Genomic DNA, 18173 nt, shown 5'->3' with positions numbered 1-18173 from the left:
GCTAAGTAGAGCCACAGAGTCAATGTAAAAAAACCAAACCTGTACTGTAATACGGGTTTGGTTTTTTGATATTTTATGTTTCAGATGATGAACCTTCATTTGAAACTTCTTTATTATTTTTGTTCTCTTCATTCTCTTCGTTTACTACATCATCTTTAACTTCTTCGACTACTTCACTATCTCCGTTTTCTACATTCTCATCTGATTTACCAGACACAAACCAACCGATAATGGCTATTGCAAGTAGTACTCCCCAGAAAGCAACTGTCCATCCAGTACTATGTGGGAATTCATGTGGTAGGATGTGTACTCTGTCATGACTTAAAGTAATAACAGCTAATTTCACCCCGACCCAAGCAACAATCAGATAAGCGACTGTTTCCAGTCCAGGTTTTTTATCCAACAGTTGAACAAACCATCCGGCTGCAAATTTAATTAAGATTAATCCGGCGATACCGGCTAATACAACAATTAGGAATTGTCCTGTATCCATTCCACCGAAGTGACCTAGGCCAGTTTCTGGCAGAACGATTGCAAGTGCAACCGCAGCTAGGATAGAATCGATAGCAAATGCAAGGTCAGCTAAACCAATTTTACCTACAGTTGGCCAGAAACCCTTACCAGCAGATTCCTTCTCAGCTTCCTTCTTATCCCCTTTATCTTTTGCAAAGTGATCTTGAATAACATGTTTTAAACCTAAATAAATTAAATAAGCGGCACCGATTGCTTGCACCTGCCATACATTAGCTATAAAAGATATAGCAAATAGTGCTGCGAATCGGAATAGAAACGCCATAAAAATACCATAGTTAATAGCTTTTTTCTTCTGATCTTCTGGTAAATGTTTTGCGATAACTGCTAAAACGAGTGCGTTGTCAGCAGACAATATACCTTCTAGCCCAATTAAAATTAATAGGGTCCAGGCATACTCTAACCAAATTGACTCCACGTAAAATTTCTCCCTTCCAACATAAAAAATAGAGGTCTTAACCACCTGACATGGTAAAGGCCTCTAAAAAAGAATAGACCTTTACCAAGTCGGCAAAGGTCTTGCTAACAACACCGAGTTGCCAGAAATGCCGAGAGTATACAAGATACTCTGAAATGACGACATAACTGTTAAAGCTACTCCCCTTTGAAATTATATTTTAATTTAATCATTAATTCGAAAATCTGTCAATAAATTGTCTTGTTAATGGGTGAGTGCCCTTACCTATGGTTAGTTTTAGAAGTTTACCCTCTTTGTATTCAAAGAGTACCCACTTAAACAAATGTAAATAATGGAATGGTAGTTAAAAAATAGGGGAGAGAGTTCTCTGGCCTCTTTTCGGATTTTAGCCGATGAAAAAAGAAACGATAATATTGCTCTAAGCCCAATTATCGGAAACAACAGCATAAAAAGGTACCAAGAAACGGTCGTCTAAGTCCTTATCCAGGAAAAGCATTTTTATAAGGTAACTGACAACAGCTGTCTAAGCCCTTATCCCGAGAAAAGCACATCCAAAAGGTAACAGATACCTCCAAACGCACCAAACTAAAGATCATCTATTCCAATAACTTCCCCAGTCGCACTATCCAAGACTACATCACAATCTACTTTTCCACAAAGATAGTATTGATCAGAATTAGCTTCCTTTACATAAACAGGTGTAACGGTAATATGGCTAATCATTTTTTCAAATGCTTCATCTTCCGCAATTTTAGCTTCCTCTGCCCCTGTATACGATTCAAAGACCTCTAAAAGAAACTTACTGTCCCAGTAATTAGCTGTTTTCAAGCTTTCTCGGTGAATAATAATTTTGATTTTGCGCTCTAATGCTTTCAGAGATTCAGTTTTAAGCTCAGAAATAATAAAATCCTTTTCTGGGTACATACCAGTAAGTGTCCATTTACCGGAATCATCCGGATATAAACTACTTAAAAAGTCTCGCGTTTCCTCTACACATGCTTGTACTTCTTTATCGGTCAAATGCTTAATCTGTTTTTTTGCCACGGCATCTTCATACGTAATCTCCGTTGAAAAATCAATTTCCATAGGGTCGAATTTTCTTTCAATAGGTTCATTCCATTCTAACTTTAAATGAAAATCTTTATACGTATCTAATTGATAAACAGCTTCGGGTAAAATAATCTTGGTTTTATCATTTCGGATGTAAAAAGGCTTAAAGGTCCAAAGCTTCATCCATTTTTCTTCTACCTCGATTGGCGTTTCTATTAACGCTAAATGCTGCTTAATCTCTTCTATGCAATCATCTTTTGTTAAAGAAAATGGCTCCCATTCTACATCTTCTTCTGACGGGAACACACCATCAATGGAAAATTGCGTTAGTTGCTTGTCATCATTATAAGTTAATTCAATATGACCAGTTGGTGCAACCTCCATATTATCTACAGTTGCCTGGAAAGCAAAATCTGTCTCGTCTTCATGGACAAGTTTAAATTGTCTTCCGAACATCATCCCAGTCGTTTCTTCTACCCATTCGATCACATCCTCGATTTCAGGAGAAGGAAACCCATCACCACTTGCAAAGGATACGTTGTTTACAAAAATAATTTGCTTCAGCTCTTTCGTATGAAGGTTCATTTCTATGACGGCCGTTCCTGCTGGATTATAATCTCCTTCGCCTTCAGCATGTTCTTTAGGGAATAACTCTAGTGAAAGTATGTAATTTGTTTGACTATCTAAACTCTTTTCCATATAAATATGATTTCTTTTTAAAACATATTGATCAAGTCCATATTTTTCTTGAACCGTCTCAGCAATCTCTTTTATTTGCTCGTTCATTCTTATCCCTCACTTTGTCGGATTCGCTAACATTATAACAGAGATGAAATTATTTTTAAAAAAAGTCTTTACCTTCCCCTAAGGGTAACGTTTATAGTGAAGGGGAAGGGAGCGGTCACGTTGAAAATTAAAGAAGTCGCAAAGTTTTTAAATACAACACCAAAGGCATTACGATTCTATGAAGAGAAAGGGTTAATCACACCGAAAAAAGATAAAAGCAACCAATATCGTGATTTTTCAGAAACGGATCTTTATAGACTGAGTACTATTTTAGCGTTAAGAGAAATAGGAGTTTCTATAAGAGATATAAAAACGATACTAGATAATCCAGAATTAAGTATTACACAATATCTTGATATCCAACGTTCAGCACTTTTTGAACAGTGGTTAGAGATGCGTGACATGATTGAAACAATTGATCAAATGTTAGAAAAATCTACTGCACCCAATTCGTTCGAAGCCATTCATCAACTGGCCAATCATTTAAAAAATATGAAGGAGATTCGGAATAAATGGCATGACCGTTGGAATTTCGATGAACAAGCAATAGATTATGATGACCATATTAAAAAAGAAGGACATATCTTTAATGTACATGAGGGCTATGATGAAGCACTTAGTTTAGTAGTTGAAAAAGTCCGTTTGGAGCCAAATAGTACTATTGTAGATATCGGAATTGGGACAGGGAATTTAGGTTCTAGATTTTTAACTAATGGTAATAAGGTTATAGGAATTGATCAATCTGAAAAAATGCTTGAAATATGTAGAGAAAAGCATCCAGAAATAGAGACACGAAAAGGACATTTCCACGCTTTACCATTATTAGATCAATCGGTAGATGCCATTGTTTCAAGCTATGCGTTACATCATCTTCCTGATGAGGAGAAGCTGCTTGCCTTAGCCGAAATGATTCGCGTGTTAAAGCCACATGGTCAAATCTGCATTGCCGATTTAATGTTTGCAGATGAAACCCACCGCAAAGTAGTTCTAGAAGGATTTGAAAAATCGGGTAATCGTATTGCAATTGACGCAATAGAGGATGAGTACTATGCCGATAAGTCGCTACTAGTGGAATGGATAAAAGAAAATGGCTATAAAGTAGAAACCAAACAACTAAACGACATATTAGGAATAATCTGTATTTATAGTTGAAATATTCTAAATGCAAGGTTAGTATAAAAGAAATAAAATATCACTGGAGTGAAGAAGATGGAGATCACGGTAACGGAGCGAGTGAGTTTTGATGCAATTGGTGTGCGCTGGGAAGGTACATTTAAGCAAGCTCAGGCTGGAGAGATTCGGACTTTTATGCAACAATTCCGTGAGAGATTAGAGGAACTACCTAATGGTACAGATACGTCATCAGTTTTCGGTATTTCTTATGATGTTTCAGCGGAAGGTTTTACATACTATCTTTGCTGTAAAGTTCTAGATTCTGTTGGGGAACTCCCAGACGGAATGGAACGAATTACAGTTCCTGGTTTGACGTATGCAACTTATAAGCATAGTGAAGAAGAAAATGTTGGTGATTCCTATACGAAAGTGTATGAGTGGATTGAAGAAAATGGGTACAATGTAGATGAGAAAGCGTCGTTAGAACATCTAGAAATTTACCCAGCAGGTTATCATCCAATCAATGAACGACCAAGATTAATCATAAATATTCCGATTAAATAATCGAAAGAGATGTCTTAGAGGGAAGATTCCCTATTTGAGACATCTCTTTATCTTTGATTCCAAAAATAGCTAATTAAAGCTATTGAAATCGCTCTGGCAACTTTATCTTTGTAATCATCCGTTTGTAAGGTTGCTAATTCTGCTGTATTCGTTATGAAGCCCAGTTCAAGTAATACAGCAGGATATTTATTATCTCGAAGCACCCGATAATCATGCTGAATGACTCCTCGATTTTTCAAAGGAACCTCTTTAGAAAGTGCCATCTGAATTTCATTGGCAAGCCTTTTGCCATTCATGTGATAATACGTATTGATACCACCAACATAGTCAGCGTCAAATGCATTGAAATGAATACTGATAAAAGCATCGGTTGAATTTTGATTACTAATAAAAACTCGATCGCTTAACGTGACAAAGGAATCATCTGCCCTCGTTAAAATCACCTTAGCTCCATTATCCTCTAGAGCCTTCGCTATTTTTAAAGATGTTTCCAAAATTAAGTTTTTTTCCAATACGCCATTATGCCCAATTGCTCCAGGGTCCTTTCCACCGTGACCAGGGTCAATGACAATCGTATATCCGGATAATAATCCTTCTGCAAGAAAAACTTTCTCCTCATGAGCAGGAGCTAAATGTCGTGCAGCTACCCATACTTTTTCCCCATTATAGTAAGTTTGAACCCAACCATTTCTTTTTTGAAAGATAGAAACTTTATTGCCATGAGATAGCCTTCCAACAATGGAGGCAGTAGTTGTTGGCTCACTTCGCATATTTAACCAATCTACTTCTACTTCATAGATTTCTGCATGAGCTTGTAAAGAAAACGAAAAGAAAAACAAAAACAAAAACGTACTAAATAAAATAAGACATTTGCTATATTTCATGATAGACTCCTTAAAAAGTATTCCAATGTAAGATTTTCCTTAAATCGCTAAATTTAAACAAATTTTTTCTGCATTATATTGGCAGGACTTTTCACCGTCTAGAGAGAAATGGTAAGGATAGATTTTTGGAAAACTTTCTAGGGGGATGAAGATGGTTGAAAATAAAGTAGTATTTATAACAGGAGCAGCAAGTGGTATTGGATATACAATTGGAACGGAGTTTGCTAAGCATGGTGCAAAAGTAATATTTTCGGATATGAATAAACCAAAACTTCATCAAGTAGTATCGGATCTTAAGAAAACGGGACTTGAAGTTTCGGCTAAGAAGTGTAATGTCACTAGTGAAACGGAAATAAAAGACGCAATTGATCAGTCAATAGAGGAATATGGTCGGTTAGATGTTCTAATCAATAATGCCGGGATGCAGCATGTATCCAGAATTGAAGATTTCCCGACAGAAACATTTGAACGCATGATTAAAATCATGTTAGTCGGCCCTTTTATCGCTACAAAGCATGTATTTCCATTGATGAAACAACAGGGAAGTGGACGGATTATTAATATGGCGTCCATAAATGGGTTAATTGGTTTTGCAGGTAAAGCAGCGTATAATAGCGCAAAGCACGGCTTAATTGGGCTAACAAAGGTAAGTGCTTTAGAAGGCGCTGAAGAAGGCATCACGGTAAATGCAATATGTCCAGGGTATGTGGACACACCACTTGTTCGAAATCAGTTAGAAGATTTGGCGAAGACACGAAACGTCCCACTAGAACAAGTACTAGAAGAAGTAATCTACCCACTCGTTCCCCAAAAGCGACTACTAGACGTGGAAGAAATAGCCAACTACGCTATATTTCTAGCAAGCGACAAAGCAAAAGGCATAACCGGCCAAGCAGCAGTACTAGATGGAGGCTACACCGCGCAATAATACTAGACTTAAACAATCCATTTCATTTTATTAGTGATGTGGATTGTTTTTAGTAGAGACTCAATTGTAATTATAAATATTAATTATCACCACTCAAACAGAATTTTACAAACAATTAATTCTCAATAAATTTACTATTAATGTTAAAATAAATAGTATATGTAAAATATTTCATCTTTTCAATTTTAGGGGGATACATATGAAAGATAAATCATCTACACCACAGAGCTTTGGTTCAGTGCTAGACCTTACGTTTAGAATTAGTAAAAATCACTTTGCTACGTTCTTTCTTATTTTTTTAATAGTAGTAGGTCCTATTGTATTATTAGAAGCACTTATTTCATTAATAGGGGGATCTGGTCTTATACGAGATGTGGCAAGTGGTGGCTCCTTCTTAGAGCAACTTACGAATACAGTAGATGAGGCGTTGTATGGAACGACAACAATAGCTGAAGATTTAGGTACGATAGTTAGTGGTCTTGCAACGATAGTGCTATATCCAATTGCACAGGCGGCAGTTATTTTAGCAATTAAAGCGATTAGAAAAGGAGAAGAATTTACAGCAGGTACGGTTATTAAAAAAGCATTTAGTAGATTTTGGCCGATCTTTGCTAGTTCTTTATTATTCGGTGTTATCGTGTTTGGCTTAATTTTCTTCCCAATATTAATTATTACGATAATTTCTTCGATAGGGGCAGTGTTTAGTCCAGTAGTAGGCATAACATTTGGTGTAGTTTTATTTCTTGGGGCTGCAGCTGTTATTGCTTATCTTTTAACAAGATGGGGATTGTACTTACCAGCTGTTGTATTTGAACGATGTGCCCCAGGACTTGGAAGAAGTTGGGATCTAACGAGAAGAAACTTTTGGCGTACTTTTGGGTTAATCGTAGTGATTGGTCTGATTGCAATCATTATTAGCTCCGTATTTGAAATGATTTTAACGATGCTATTTGGCTATAGTGTGTTATATACGGTGCTACTCAATATCATTACGATGATTACAACAATGCTCTTTTCCGTAGGATATGGTTTAATCTATTTTGACTTAAAGCTTCGTAATGATGGTGATGACTTAATGGATATGATTGAAGACTATGATACTCCTAAAGCATAAGCTTAAACTTTTAAGGTGATGAATATGACTGATTTGGATCAAGCAAGAGATAAAATAGAAAAAATAATCCATACTGACGAATACCAGATTTATTATGAGGATAATCGTAATTTCATAGAACGATGGTGGGACTCTGTATTGGAATGGTTAGAAGAGCTTCTTGGTAAGGTATTTGGCTCTTTAGCACCAGCAAATGGGTTGGCGACAGGTGTAATGGTTATCATGACGGTTGTGGTCATTATTTTAGTAGTAAGTGCTGTTTTTTTCCTTGTGCGATCTTATCGGAGGAAGCTATATTATCAGGAACGCAAATCTCTTTATACGAAAGAGGAAAAGAATTGGACATACCTTGATCATTTGTCTGAAGCTAGTAAGAACGAGGGAGATGAGAATCTCCAGCTTGCAACTAGACATTTATTTTTAGCGCTACTACTAAATTTCCATGAAAAAGGTTTTGTAGAAGCACGCATCTGGAAAACCAACTGGGAGTATTATGAGGAAATCAAACAGCTAGAAAACGATAGAGCAGAAAACTTTTATAAGCTTGCGAGTATCTTTGATGCAGTTGTTTACGGGGAACAACAAGTAAATAAAGCGTCCTATGTTTCGTATAAAAATTCCATTATGAAGTGGATTACGGAACCAGATCAAGAAAAGGTAGAAGGCTAAGGGAGGCACTCGATATTGCAAAAATCAATAAAGAAGACGTGGGTCTTGCTCTTAGTAGTACTATTAATTTTTGTTACATTAAGCTATTTTTTAAGTGCAAACCAGCTTAAGGAATACCCACCTTACTTATCGACATCCCCATCACCATTAGGGGTGAAAGGCTTTTATACATATTTAAATGAAGAAGTGGATTCCGTTGATCGGTTTGAAGGAGTACCTAGTAAGTTGAAAAATAGTGATAATCAGCTTCTCATCATGGTTGAACCTTCTTTAATTTCCGAACAAAGAATTATGAATGACTATATTTCTTTTATGGAAGCGGGAAATACGATTCTTTTATTGAAAAATAATTTAGAAGGTATGTTTCAAATTAGTACCACATATGCGACTCCAACAGAAGATACTGTAGTAATAGAAGATAAATACGGAGCAATATTTGAAACGACGATGTTTTCCGAAATGCGAATATTACCAAGTAGTGAAGATGAAGTTATATTAGAGGACGATCAAGGAGTCGTAGCTATAAAGAGAGCTTATGGTAATGGGAATCTTATTGCGGTAAACTCACCAGATTGGGTGACGAACCAATATATAGTAGAAGCAGAAAACCTAAACGTCCTATTTAGCTTAATGGAAGAGGAGAACTGGAGCAGCATACGTTTCGATGAATATTCACATCGTTCCACAGCCTCACAGTCTATTACCGACATTTATCCAATGTGGTTACTAGTAGCATCTATCCAGCTTATCCTATTTACGTTACTTTGGTTATGGTATAAGGGCAAGCGGTTTGGACCAATTAGAGTTCTAAGAGAAGAGTACGTTCGCTATAGTGATGAGCGAATAACAGCACTTGCTGCATGGTATAAAAAAGGCAAAGCTTATATCGAATCATTAAACGATCAGGCTGAGTACTTACGCTTAATCCTTCGGGAAAAATGGGGGATTTCCTACCAAAAGGACTGGAAGGATTTGAAGGAGCAACTATCGCTAAAGTTACCGATGATGAAGGAGGAGGAGTTAAATTCCTTCTTACTCGAAATAGATGCAGTACTACAAAAACATGAAGTAACAAAGCAAGAATACTTATTATGGTCAAAACGTATTGATCGTTTACGGAAAGAGGTGGAGTTAGGATGAGAAGTGAGTTAACATCCTTAATCGAAAACTATGAAAAACGTATTTTAGGTCAATCTACTAATCTACGTCTGTTATTATCAGCTATATTGTCAGGCGGGCATGTACTATTAGAAGGGGTGCCTGGAACTGGTAAAACACAAATGGTAAAGACACTAGCAAATCTTTTAGGTGGCGAATTTAACCGAATTCAATTTACACCAGACTTACTACCTAGTGATATTACTGGAAGTACGATTTACAATATGAAAGATAGTTCATTCCAAACATTAAAAGGACCAATTTTTGCAAATGTATTATTAGCGGATGAAATTAACCGTACTCCAGCGAAAACACAAGCTGCACTTTTAGAAGCGATGGAAGAAAAACAAGTTACAATCCAAGGAGAAACCTACCCACTACCAAACGTGTTCTTTGTTGTAGCTACACAAAATCCGATAGAATTTGAAGGAACGTATCCACTTCCAGAAGCTCAACAGGACCGATTTCTACTAAAATTACACATTCAGTTTCCTTCTTTGGAAGAGGAGACAAAGGTTTTATTACATGTATTGGAAGATAAGAGCTTGTTTGAGGAAGTTCAATCGGTTATAGATATGGAAACCTTCCTTTCCATTCGTAATGAGATTGCGGCTGTTACATTAAGTGAAGAAGTATTAGCTTATATTATGCAAATTGTTCGTCGTACAAGAGAATCCGAATCTATCAGGTTTGGAGCAAGTACTCGTGCAGCAATTGCATTAGGTAAGGTGGCAAGAGCTTGGGCATATTTATCTGACCGAGACTATGTTACACCAGACGATGTAAAAATGGTTGCAAAACCTGCACTAAGACACCGTATTCAGCTATCTCCACATATGGAATTGGAGGGAGTTACACTTGACCAAGTTATTGAAGAACTTGTGGGATCGGTTCCTGTTCCAAGATAGAGGGATTGTTCCAACTCGAAAATTTCTTATCGGATATGCTGTCATATCGTTAATGGTTACGTTGTTAACACTTGGTGGCTCATCCTGGATATCCGTCATATTGATAAATATAGTGTTCTTGCTTATTAGTTTAGTAGACGTCTTGTTCACACCAAAACGTAGCCAACTAGTTTTTAAACGAAACATAACGAAGCAACTGGAAAGAGGTCTACCTTATGAGGTTGCGATCGAGATAGAAAATCATGCTACTCAAAATTGTCATATCGTATTAATTGATGGAATACCACAATCTTTTAGGGCGAATTTTCCTTTGGAAATAGAGGTGCCTGGTTCAGAGAAGGTGACCGCGACTTATGATATAGTTGCTCCTGTTCGTGGTTTATATCCATTAGAAAAACTATACGCTCGGTTCACTAGCTCTCTCGGACTATGGCAAAAACAAACCGCAGTAACCATAGTAGATGAGGTCAAGGTAATTCCAGATTTAACGGAGACGAAGAAGTATTTGGAAGACGCCCAACACTACCTAATGCATGAAGGAATGAAAGTTCGGAAACGAAAAAGTGGTGTAGGTGAATTTTCGCAAATTCGAAATTATGTAGTAGGGGATGACCCTAGAAAAATTAATTGGCGTCAGACGGCTAAATTACAAGCAGTGATGACAAACGAATTTGAACCTGAACACGGGAAGCACGTGATGCTGTTAATCGATTGTGGTCGTATGATGGGAGCCGAGCTTAAAAAGTCTAATCGTTTAGAAAAGGCACTCGAGGCTTCGATTACAGTGGCTGCTGCAGCACTCGGAAATGGGGACTATGTTGGAGTCATTGCTTTTTCTAAACAAGTATCTGTCTTTGTCCCACCAGATAAAGGAATGGCGCAGCTTACTAAAATACTAGATGCTGTATATAACGTGAAGGTAGATGCTTCAGAGTCTAATTATCTACAAGCATTAAACTACTTACAAGCCGTACAGAAAAAGCGCAGCTTAATTTTATTATTTAGTGATATGCAAACATTCCTTCAGGAAGACCGGACCTTGTTTTACTTTGAAGGAATTAAGAAGCGTCATTTATTCTTATTAATAACGGTACAAGATGAATTGCTAGTGGAACGGGCAAAAACAGAAATAAATGATGTTAATCAAGCGATGATTAAAGGTGTTGCCCAACAACAGATTCTATATAAGAAGCGTCAAAAGGCAAAATGGGAAAAACAAGGATTTTTGATGGTAGAAGCAAAGGAAGAGCGGCTAGCAACTGATGCCGTCTCCCAATACATCCAAATTATGAATCAAGGCCTACTTTAGGCTTTTGATTAAGTAATACGTTACCTAACGCGGTATATGCAATCATACCAATGACGGTAATTCCTGCAACAATATATTTTGCTTCCAGTGAGATAGAGGCTGGCGTAATAAAGCCTTCAATGATACCCGCAATCACAAATAGTGGAACGGTACCGAGAAAGAGCTGGACGGACCGTTTCCCGTGATATTTTAACTGGTAGGCTCTGGAGTAAGAACCAGGTACAAAAAGCTTATAGCCCATAAGAAGTCCAGCACCACCAGCGATGAAAATTGCCGTTAATTCAATCATCCCATGTGGTACGATATAAGCCCAGAATTCATAAGACATATCATAATGCCAAAATAGCCCAGCTAGCGCACCAACGAGGAGTCCGTTATATACCATTAAATAAACAGTCAAAAGACCAAAGGTAATCCCACTAGCAAATGCTAAGATGGCAACTTGAATATTATTGGTCATAATTTCAGCGGACATAAGCGAAGAATCAACAGCATCATGACCTTCACCTAAACGTTCTGGATCAACATTTTGTGATACATCAGAAGGTAAAACAGAGTATAAATGTAGTGGGTCCTCCATAATTGCAAGAAATCCAGCAAGACCACCGATAAAAAATAAGAAGGCAGCAGTGATAATAAACTTCCATTGCTCAAATAATAGACCAACAAACTTTTTTGTGAAAAAATCACGAATTTGTTTACCACTAGTCACTTGATTTTTATATAGTAGATTATGAGATTTACCAACAAGCTCATTTATGTAAAAGGTAACATCATCATCTGGGAAATAGGTTTGGCTATAGGATAAATGCTGACTTACTTTCTGATATAGACGGTCAAACTCTGAAATAGTTGCACTCGATATATGTTTTCTACTTTTACTTAATAGTGTTATATAGTGCTCAAGCTCTTTCCAATCCTCACGATGGAGCTTAATAAATTGTTTAATATCCAAAAGCAGAACCTTCTTTCCGAATAATCATTACATTAAGTATAATTATAGAATAGCGAAACATCAACAGGGGGATTTAGAATGTACCAAGATCAAATCGATATAAAAACACCCGAATTCGTTTCCCTTCAATATCAGGTAGCAGGATTAGGTAGTCGCGGAGCAGCTATGCTTATTGATCAACTTCTTCTTATTATAACGAATATACTAATCTATCTTGTTTTAGTGATGACAAACCTCTCCAATGCATTTTACTTTGCGGATTCGTGGCTACCAATTGCGATCGCCATTGCGGTTATATTTTTTATTAATTGGGGTTACTTCTTTGTATGTGAATATTTCTTCAGCGGAAAAACGCTCGGTAAAAAGTGGGTAGGAATTCGAGCTATCCAAGAAAATGGACATAGCCTCACCCTTTTATCCAGTTTAATCCGAAACCTACTTCGCATTATCGATATGCTTCCATCTGCTTATTTCGTAGGGATGATTTTCATCTTCTTCCATTCTAAGCATAAACGACTCGGCGATATTGTCGCGGGCACGATTGTCGTTCATGAACGAAGAGCAAAAAAAGAAAAGACTTCTAGAATTGATAAAGAAATTAAAAGACGTGGCCTAACGAAAGAAAGTCTCCAATTAGAGGAGTGGGCAATAAAATCTTTAGGAGATAAAGAATGGGAATTATTAAAAGCCTATAGTAGAAAATTCCTGAACGTCAAACTAACCGAAAGAATGCGGCTAACTAAATATTTAGCTGAAAAGCTTTTTCCTAAAGTAGGAATTGAAATTGGTGGTAAGCATTTTACCGAACAAGAAAATATCCTCCTTACACTTTATTTAATAGCTCGGGATGAGTGGGAGTATGAATTATAAAAAAATAGAGGCTGGGACATAACAAAATTGTACAGAAGTAAAGCCGGATGATTCACCATACTAGCACCGGAAATATACGGAGACTCCAGCGGGAGGAAAGGCATCGGTGAGACCCCGCAAGTGCGTTAGCACGAGGAGGCTCACCAGCCGCCCGCGGAAAGCGCAGTATATTTCCGGTGCGTCGTAGGTGCACTACATTCGGTTATTCGTTTGACTAAAAAACTTTTGTCTCAGCCGCTATAAAACTTTACGAACGAATCCACTTCCAAATCTCGCCAGGTGTTGCATTTTTACCATACATTAAAATTCCTACCTTAAAGATCTTCCCAGCAAGCTTCATAAAGATAACAATACTAATAATTAGAACAGCAAGTGCAATCATAATTTCAATCCACGGCCATTCATCTAAAACAGTTAGACGCATAATGAGCACACCAGGAGAGGTGAATGGAACGAAAGATGCAACTTTCGCAACAATACCACTCGGATCACCTATAACAGGTCCAATTAAAGCAAACGATAAGAATGGAAGCATCATCACTAATCCTTGGAAGTTCCCACTTGTCGACATATCAGCCATCGTTGCACCGATTCCAACGAAAATTGCTGCAAATAGTAGGTAACCTAAAATAGCGATTAATACTAATAATAATGTTTGTGGAACTAGTAAATACTCAATTACCGGCTCATCTATTTGGAATGCTGCATATGGTACGACAAATATAAGTAAGACAGCTACTTGGATTATTCCAAGGACAAAATAACCGAGTATTTTACCGTTCATTAATTCACCAGGTGTAACGGATGAAAGAATAATTTCTGCGATTTTATCTTTTTTCTCTTGCGAAGCACTTTGGAAAATCATCATACCAGTTACCACGATAGCAAATAGAATAATTCCTGCAAAAAGACCAGGGACGAATTTTTCCAAAGGATTTTCCTCTATAACAGATTGCTCTCCATCTCCACTAGCAATATCATCGACAGATACTTCTTCAAACATTACCCCAGTAGATATAATGGTTAATTCCTCTTCAGATAAATCTAATTGAGATAATCTATACTGTTGTAATGCACTGCTTAGCAGGTTAACTTCCCCACTGAAACTTGATGGCATATCTTCAGTCGTGTAAACCGGAATGCTACCTGACTCTAAACTTTCCGAATTAATGAAGATGTATGCTGTATTCTCCCCCTTTTCTAGCTCATCCTGAATTTCATTTTCAGCTAAATTAGTTCGATTTAACACCCAGTCCAATTCATATTGTTCAGTTGATTCTACTAATAAATCAAAAACTTCTATCTGATCATTAACAAATATCGTTATTTCTTCATTATCACCATCAGATCCAAATAAACTTCCTAATAAACCAAACCCTAAAATTAAGATTGGTGTCAAAAATAACCCGATAATAAATGATTTATTTTTCAAGTTCCGTTTTATTTCCCATTTTGCTACTTTCATGGAATTACGCATCTAAATCACCTGCTTCCTGAATTAAATTCCTGTTCGTCGCAATATCGATGAAGATTTCATGTAGTGAAATACGATTAATTTTTAGTTCCTGCACACGTAAACCTGTTGGTAGATTTTTTAGCCAGCTTGTTGGTTCAACATCTGGATTCAGATAAAGAATCGCTGTTTCATCTCTCTCCTCTACACGTTGCACAGAAGGAATGCCTTCTAAAACTGTAAGTTCATTTTTTCCACGAATCGTACATTTGAAATTAGCATATTTCGTTTTCACTTCATCTAATGTTCCGTATATGACCTTTTGACCATTTTGAATCATAAATAAGCGGTCACACATTTCCTCCACTAGATTCATTTGGTGAGAAGATAAAAGTATCGCAGTGCCTTTATCAGCTAAACTACGAATCTCTTCTTTAAATAACTCTTGGCTAACAGGGTCTAACCCAGAAAATGGTTCATCTAAAATTAAAAGTTCTGGTTCATGCAGAATGGAGCCAATAAATTGCACCTTTTGTCCCATACCTTTTGACAATTCTTCAATGGAAACATTTTCTTTCCCTTCTAAATCAAACCGTTTTAAATACATTAAAACGCGCTCTTTTGCTTTATCTAATGGATAGTCTTTTAAATCAGCTAAGTATAATAAAATATCCATTACTTTTACATTCTTATATAAACCACGTTCTTCCGGTAAATATCCTATTTTGTTGCGCGGTATTTCTTTTCCTTGGTGGTTGTGGAAGGTGATGGAACCTTCGTCAGGATACATAATCCCCATAATGTTTCTAATTGTAGTAGATTTCCCGGCACCATTTGGACCTAGAATCGCCATGATTTCGCCTTTTCTTACTTCAAAGGAAATTCCTTTAAGTGCCTGTTTGTCTTTGAAGGATTTTTTCAATCCATCGACTGTAAGCATAACTTCCATGTTTGTATTCCTCCTAATTTTGGATATACAGTTTTTTTTCTTGACCGTTATGTAATACGAATTGAAACGTAAAAGGTTTCTAAAAAATTTCAACCCCATTCTACTATAAATAGAGAAAGTGATGTTCTATTAATTATTATTCTAACAATTAAATTGGAGTGGTAAAAGATGGGTTATTTTTACTTGTTCACAATTTCGTAAAGGATAATGTGAAATAATGCACAAAATATATTTACACAATAAATTTTACGTGCTATTATCAAAGTGTAATAAGGAAACACACTTACAATATATTGTGAAATAGTGAGCAAATAAAATGGATAAAAGGAGATGGATTCAAATGTTAAAATTCATTAGAGAAAATAAAGTAGCAGCAGGGATTCTAGCAATCATTCGTATCTATATTGGTTATGCATGGTTAACAGCAGGGATTGGTAAAATTAGTGGTGGTGGATTTGATGCAAGTGGTTTCTTACAAGGTGCCATCGCAAGTGCAGGTGGAGATCATCCTGCAGTACAAGGGTGGTGGGCAGTATTTTTAGAAAAAGTTGCGCTTCCAAATGCAGAGCTTTTTAGCTTTATGGTGATGTGGGGAGAAGTCTTAGTAGGATTAGCCCTTATCTTGGGCATCTTTACTAACTTCGCAGCATTAATGGGTATGACAATGAACTTCGCATTCTTATTCAGTGGAACAGTAAGCACAAACGCACAAATGGTTCTACTTACAGTATTCTTAGTAGTAGCAGGATTCAACGCAGGAAGATACGGCTTAGATAGATGGGTAGTTCCCTTCTTAAAAGCACACACACCAGTAGGTAAAACTACAAAGAAAGTTGCAGCTGTATAAATAATTAAAGAAGGAAAGCTGGTCATCTTCAAATTAGATGGCCAGCTTTCCTTTTAACATACATATTCTGCAAGTACACTTTGTACTTTATAAATATTTAATTGCTTATTGAATGTTTTTTCAATAGGTGTCGAGGTACTAGAGACCCAAATCTTTAATTCCGCCTCTAAATCAAACGTACCAGCAGTTTCTACGGAAAAATGTGTAATGCTTTTATAAGGAATGGAATGGTATTCCACTTTCTTCCCTGTTACCCCTTGTTTATCAACTAATATAAGACGTTTGTTTGTAAACACGAAAAGGTCTCGAATCAGTTTATAAGCATGCTCCACCTGTTCCGATGATGATAATAATTCTCCTAATTCTTTTTCTATGGTTTTATTATCAATTTCCGATGCATTTCCCATCAAGCCATCAAAAATTCCCATATTATCCCCTCCCCATTTTAAAAAATCGTTCTTATTATATGTTTAGCACATTTGATTCATGTAAACAATATAAAAGATTACATACAACCGGAGGGAAAAAAATGAATGGAAAAAATATAGTTGTATTATTTTCAATAGTAGTTGTATTATTTCTGGCTTTTATTTTGACTAACAATAAACCTAGCCAAGAAGAGAATCCGAGTATTGAAACGACTGGAATGTTAAAGGAAACAATGGGCCCCCTATTAGTGACCTTGATCAATAACGATGGTGAAAAAGTTGGTGAAGCAAAATTGGAAGAAACAAAAGATGGCGTAAGCATTAGTTTAGACGCTTCCAATTTACCACCAGGAACACATGGATTTCATATACATGAGAAAGGATCCTGTGAAACACCCACATTTGAATCAGCTGGAGCCCATTTTAATCCAACAAAAGCAAAGCATGGTTTCGACCATCCAGAAGGGCCACATGCTGGAGATTTACCTAATATTCAAGTAAAGGCATATGGTACAGTCACAACCACAGTGGTAGCGGATATGGTGACATTACAAAAGGGCAAAGATAATTCATTATTACGTGAAGGTGGTACGTCCCTTATGATTCATTCTAACCCAGACGATTATAAATCACAGCCTTCCGGTAATGCTGGTGACCGGATAGCTTGTGGCGTGATTGCGGAATAAAGGTAAGGTCCCCGAGTATCTGGCTCGGGGCTTTTTTTATTCTGGTTGGATATGAAAAAACCCGAAGATTTTCGAAAATGACCCGAATTTTAATATAAAAGACCAGAAGACTGTCCAGGTTTACCCGAAGTTGTAATAAATTTACCCGATGATAACATACACAAACAAAAAACGAGAACAAAAATACGAATATATGTTCGAGTTTTTGTTCTCGATGTGCTATAATCAAGGACAAGATAATGTTCCATAGTGGGTTTAGCTCATCTTTACTAAGTGGAGGTGATGCCACTGAGGATTTATGAAGTAATGATTGTACTTGGCAACTTTGGTACACTACTGCTAACGCTAATAGCGTTAGTTCTCAGTATGATAAACAGAAATTAAAATAGACCCAACCTTATAGGAGGGTCTATTCCAGTCTAAATAGCTTAAGCCCAAATGGGAACCGCTTATCGAAGAGTCCAGTGGCCGCTGGGCTCTTAATTTACAGTTAATTATACCATAAATTTACATATATTATAACGAACGTAAACCAAATTTATTTTTCCTACCC

General features: G+C 36.8%; 18 protein-coding genes. 11 read left to right on the top strand and 7 right to left on the bottom strand.

What is annotated here, in order from left to right:
- Window positions 1-73: 73 nt before the first annotated feature.
- Both AB1K81_RS08860 and AB1K81_RS08855 read right to left on the bottom strand, forming a co-directional pair.
- Window positions 74-949: a TerC family protein gene (locus AB1K81_RS08860; RefSeq protein ID WP_412976301.1), complete on the bottom strand. Its 876-nt coding sequence runs from the start codon at window positions 947-949 to the stop codon at window positions 74-76.
- Window positions 950-1534: 585 nt separating this feature from the next.
- Window positions 1535-2785 (bottom strand): hypothetical protein, encoded by a 1251-nt coding sequence (locus AB1K81_RS08855; RefSeq protein ID WP_412976300.1) that lies wholly within the window; start codon window positions 2783-2785, stop codon window positions 1535-1537.
- A gap of 120 nt (window positions 2786-2905) precedes the next feature.
- Between AB1K81_RS08855 and AB1K81_RS08850 the strand changes: the two genes are divergently transcribed.
- Together AB1K81_RS08850 and AB1K81_RS08845 are read left to right on the top strand one after the other, a co-directional pair.
- On the top strand, window positions 2906-3937 hold the full coding sequence (locus AB1K81_RS08850; RefSeq protein WP_412976299.1) for a MerR family transcriptional regulator: 1032 nt from the start codon (window positions 2906-2908) through the stop codon (window positions 3935-3937).
- A 57-nt stretch (window positions 3938-3994) separates the two neighbouring features.
- Window positions 3995-4462, top strand: coding sequence for a GyrI-like domain-containing protein (locus AB1K81_RS08845; protein ID WP_412976298.1), 468 nt, complete (start codon window positions 3995-3997; stop codon window positions 4460-4462).
- Window positions 4463-4509: 47 nt separating this feature from the next.
- Here the strand turns inward: AB1K81_RS08845 and AB1K81_RS08840 are convergent, their stop codons facing one another.
- Window positions 4510-5346, bottom strand: coding sequence for an N-acetylmuramoyl-L-alanine amidase family protein (locus AB1K81_RS08840; protein WP_412976297.1), 837 nt, complete (start codon window positions 5344-5346; stop codon window positions 4510-4512).
- 151 nt (window positions 5347-5497) lie between these two features.
- Between AB1K81_RS08840 and AB1K81_RS08835 the strand changes: the two genes are divergently transcribed.
- From AB1K81_RS08835 to AB1K81_RS08810, 6 genes are all read left to right on the top strand, one after another.
- Window positions 5498-6274, top strand: coding sequence for a 3-hydroxybutyrate dehydrogenase (locus AB1K81_RS08835; protein ID WP_412976296.1), 777 nt, complete (start codon window positions 5498-5500; stop codon window positions 6272-6274).
- A gap of 199 nt (window positions 6275-6473) precedes the next feature.
- Window positions 6474-7388: a hypothetical protein gene (locus AB1K81_RS08830; protein ID WP_412976295.1), complete on the top strand. Its 915-nt coding sequence runs from the start codon at window positions 6474-6476 to the stop codon at window positions 7386-7388.
- Between the two features lie 24 nt (window positions 7389-7412).
- Window positions 7413-8057, top strand: a complete 645-nt coding sequence (locus tag AB1K81_RS08825; RefSeq protein ID WP_412976294.1) for a DUF4129 domain-containing protein — start codon at window positions 7413-7415, stop codon at window positions 8055-8057.
- A 15-nt stretch (window positions 8058-8072) separates the two neighbouring features.
- A complete protein-coding gene (locus tag AB1K81_RS08820) occupies window positions 8073-9197 on the top strand; it encodes a DUF4350 domain-containing protein (RefSeq protein WP_412976293.1) in 1125 nt (374 codons plus the stop codon).
- Window positions 9194-10123 (top strand): AAA family ATPase, encoded by a 930-nt coding sequence (locus AB1K81_RS08815; RefSeq protein WP_412976292.1) that lies wholly within the window; start codon window positions 9194-9196, stop codon window positions 10121-10123. Before AB1K81_RS08820 ends, AB1K81_RS08815 begins: the two co-directional genes overlap by 4 nt.
- Window positions 10074-11432 carry a DUF58 domain-containing protein gene (locus tag AB1K81_RS08810; RefSeq protein WP_412976291.1) on the top strand — a complete coding sequence of 453 codons (1359 nt, stop codon included), beginning with the start codon at window positions 10074-10076 and terminating at the stop codon, window positions 11430-11432. Before AB1K81_RS08815 ends, AB1K81_RS08810 begins: the two co-directional genes overlap by 50 nt.
- Here AB1K81_RS08810 and AB1K81_RS08805 read toward each other — a convergent pair.
- Window positions 11410-12387, bottom strand: a complete 978-nt coding sequence (locus tag AB1K81_RS08805) for a stage II sporulation protein M (protein ID WP_412976290.1) — start codon at window positions 12385-12387, stop codon at window positions 11410-11412. The two genes, AB1K81_RS08810 and AB1K81_RS08805, sit on opposite strands and share 23 nt — an antisense overlap.
- Before the next feature lie 78 nt (window positions 12388-12465).
- Here AB1K81_RS08805 and AB1K81_RS08800 point away from each other — a divergent pair, with 78 nt between their 5' ends.
- On the top strand, window positions 12466-13257 hold the full coding sequence (locus AB1K81_RS08800; protein WP_412976289.1) for an RDD family protein: 792 nt from the start codon (window positions 12466-12468) through the stop codon (window positions 13255-13257).
- 247 nt (window positions 13258-13504) lie between these two features.
- Here AB1K81_RS08800 and AB1K81_RS08795 read toward each other — a convergent pair whose 3' ends face one another.
- Window positions 13505-14734 carry an ABC transporter permease gene (locus AB1K81_RS08795; RefSeq protein ID WP_412976288.1) on the bottom strand — a complete coding sequence of 410 codons (1230 nt, stop codon included), beginning with the start codon at window positions 14732-14734 and terminating at the stop codon, window positions 13505-13507.
- Window positions 14727-15659 (bottom strand): ABC transporter ATP-binding protein, encoded by a 933-nt coding sequence (locus AB1K81_RS08790; RefSeq protein WP_412976287.1) that lies wholly within the window; start codon window positions 15657-15659, stop codon window positions 14727-14729. Before AB1K81_RS08790 ends, AB1K81_RS08795 begins: the two co-directional genes overlap by 8 nt.
- A 340-nt stretch (window positions 15660-15999) precedes the next feature.
- Between AB1K81_RS08790 and AB1K81_RS08785 the strand changes: the two genes are divergently transcribed.
- Window positions 16000-16506 carry a DoxX family protein gene (locus tag AB1K81_RS08785; protein WP_412976286.1) on the top strand — a complete coding sequence of 169 codons (507 nt, stop codon included), beginning with the start codon at window positions 16000-16002 and terminating at the stop codon, window positions 16504-16506.
- A 53-nt stretch (window positions 16507-16559) separates the two neighbouring features.
- Here the strand turns inward: AB1K81_RS08785 and AB1K81_RS08780 are convergent, their stop codons facing one another.
- Window positions 16560-16934, bottom strand: a complete 375-nt coding sequence (locus AB1K81_RS08780) for a PH domain-containing protein (protein WP_412976285.1) — start codon at window positions 16932-16934, stop codon at window positions 16560-16562.
- 101 nt (window positions 16935-17035) lie between these two features.
- On the opposite strand from AB1K81_RS08780, the gene AB1K81_RS08775 reads away from it, so the two are divergent.
- Window positions 17036-17620 (top strand): superoxide dismutase family protein, encoded by a 585-nt coding sequence (locus AB1K81_RS08775; protein WP_412976284.1) that lies wholly within the window; start codon window positions 17036-17038, stop codon window positions 17618-17620.
- Window positions 17621-18173 lie beyond the last annotated feature (553 nt).

The organism is Ornithinibacillus jepli, assembly GCF_047228935.1.
Lineage (GTDB): Bacteria > Bacillota > Bacilli > Bacillales > Amphibacillaceae > Ornithinibacillus.
This window is presented reverse-complemented; position numbering and strand designations above follow the sequence as displayed.

Excerpts from the sequence above, each read along its gene's own strand:
- AB1K81_RS08855 (WP_412976300.1), bottom strand. The coding sequence starts at position 2,785 with ATGAACGAGCAAATAAAAGAGATTGCTGAGACGGTTCAAGAAAAATAT.
- AB1K81_RS08845 (WP_412976298.1), top strand. The coding sequence starts at position 3,995 with ATGGAGATCACGGTAACGGAGCGAGTGAGTTTTGATGCAATTGGTGTG.
- AB1K81_RS08840 (WP_412976297.1), bottom strand. The coding sequence starts at position 5,346 with ATGAAATATAGCAAATGTCTTATTTTATTTAGTACGTTTTTGTTTTTG.
- AB1K81_RS08835 (WP_412976296.1), top strand. The coding sequence starts at position 5,498 with ATGGTTGAAAATAAAGTAGTATTTATAACAGGAGCAGCAAGTGGTATT.
- AB1K81_RS08830 (WP_412976295.1), top strand. The coding sequence starts at position 6,474 with ATGAAAGATAAATCATCTACACCACAGAGCTTTGGTTCAGTGCTAGAC.
- AB1K81_RS08825 (WP_412976294.1), top strand. The coding sequence starts at position 7,413 with ATGACTGATTTGGATCAAGCAAGAGATAAAATAGAAAAAATAATCCAT.
- AB1K81_RS08815 (WP_412976292.1), top strand. The coding sequence starts at position 9,194 with ATGAGAAGTGAGTTAACATCCTTAATCGAAAACTATGAAAAACGTATT.
- AB1K81_RS08800 (WP_412976289.1), top strand. The coding sequence starts at position 12,466 with ATGTACCAAGATCAAATCGATATAAAAACACCCGAATTCGTTTCCCTT.
- AB1K81_RS08795 (WP_412976288.1), bottom strand. The coding sequence starts at position 14,734 with ATGCGTAATTCCATGAAAGTAGCAAAATGGGAAATAAAACGGAACTTG.
- AB1K81_RS08790 (WP_412976287.1), bottom strand. The coding sequence starts at position 15,659 with ATGGAAGTTATGCTTACAGTCGATGGATTGAAAAAATCCTTCAAAGAC.
- AB1K81_RS08785 (WP_412976286.1), top strand. The coding sequence starts at position 16,000 with ATGTTAAAATTCATTAGAGAAAATAAAGTAGCAGCAGGGATTCTAGCA.
- AB1K81_RS08780 (WP_412976285.1), bottom strand. The coding sequence starts at position 16,934 with ATGGGAATTTTTGATGGCTTGATGGGAAATGCATCGGAAATTGATAAT.
- AB1K81_RS08775 (WP_412976284.1), top strand. The coding sequence starts at position 17,036 with ATGAATGGAAAAAATATAGTTGTATTATTTTCAATAGTAGTTGTATTA.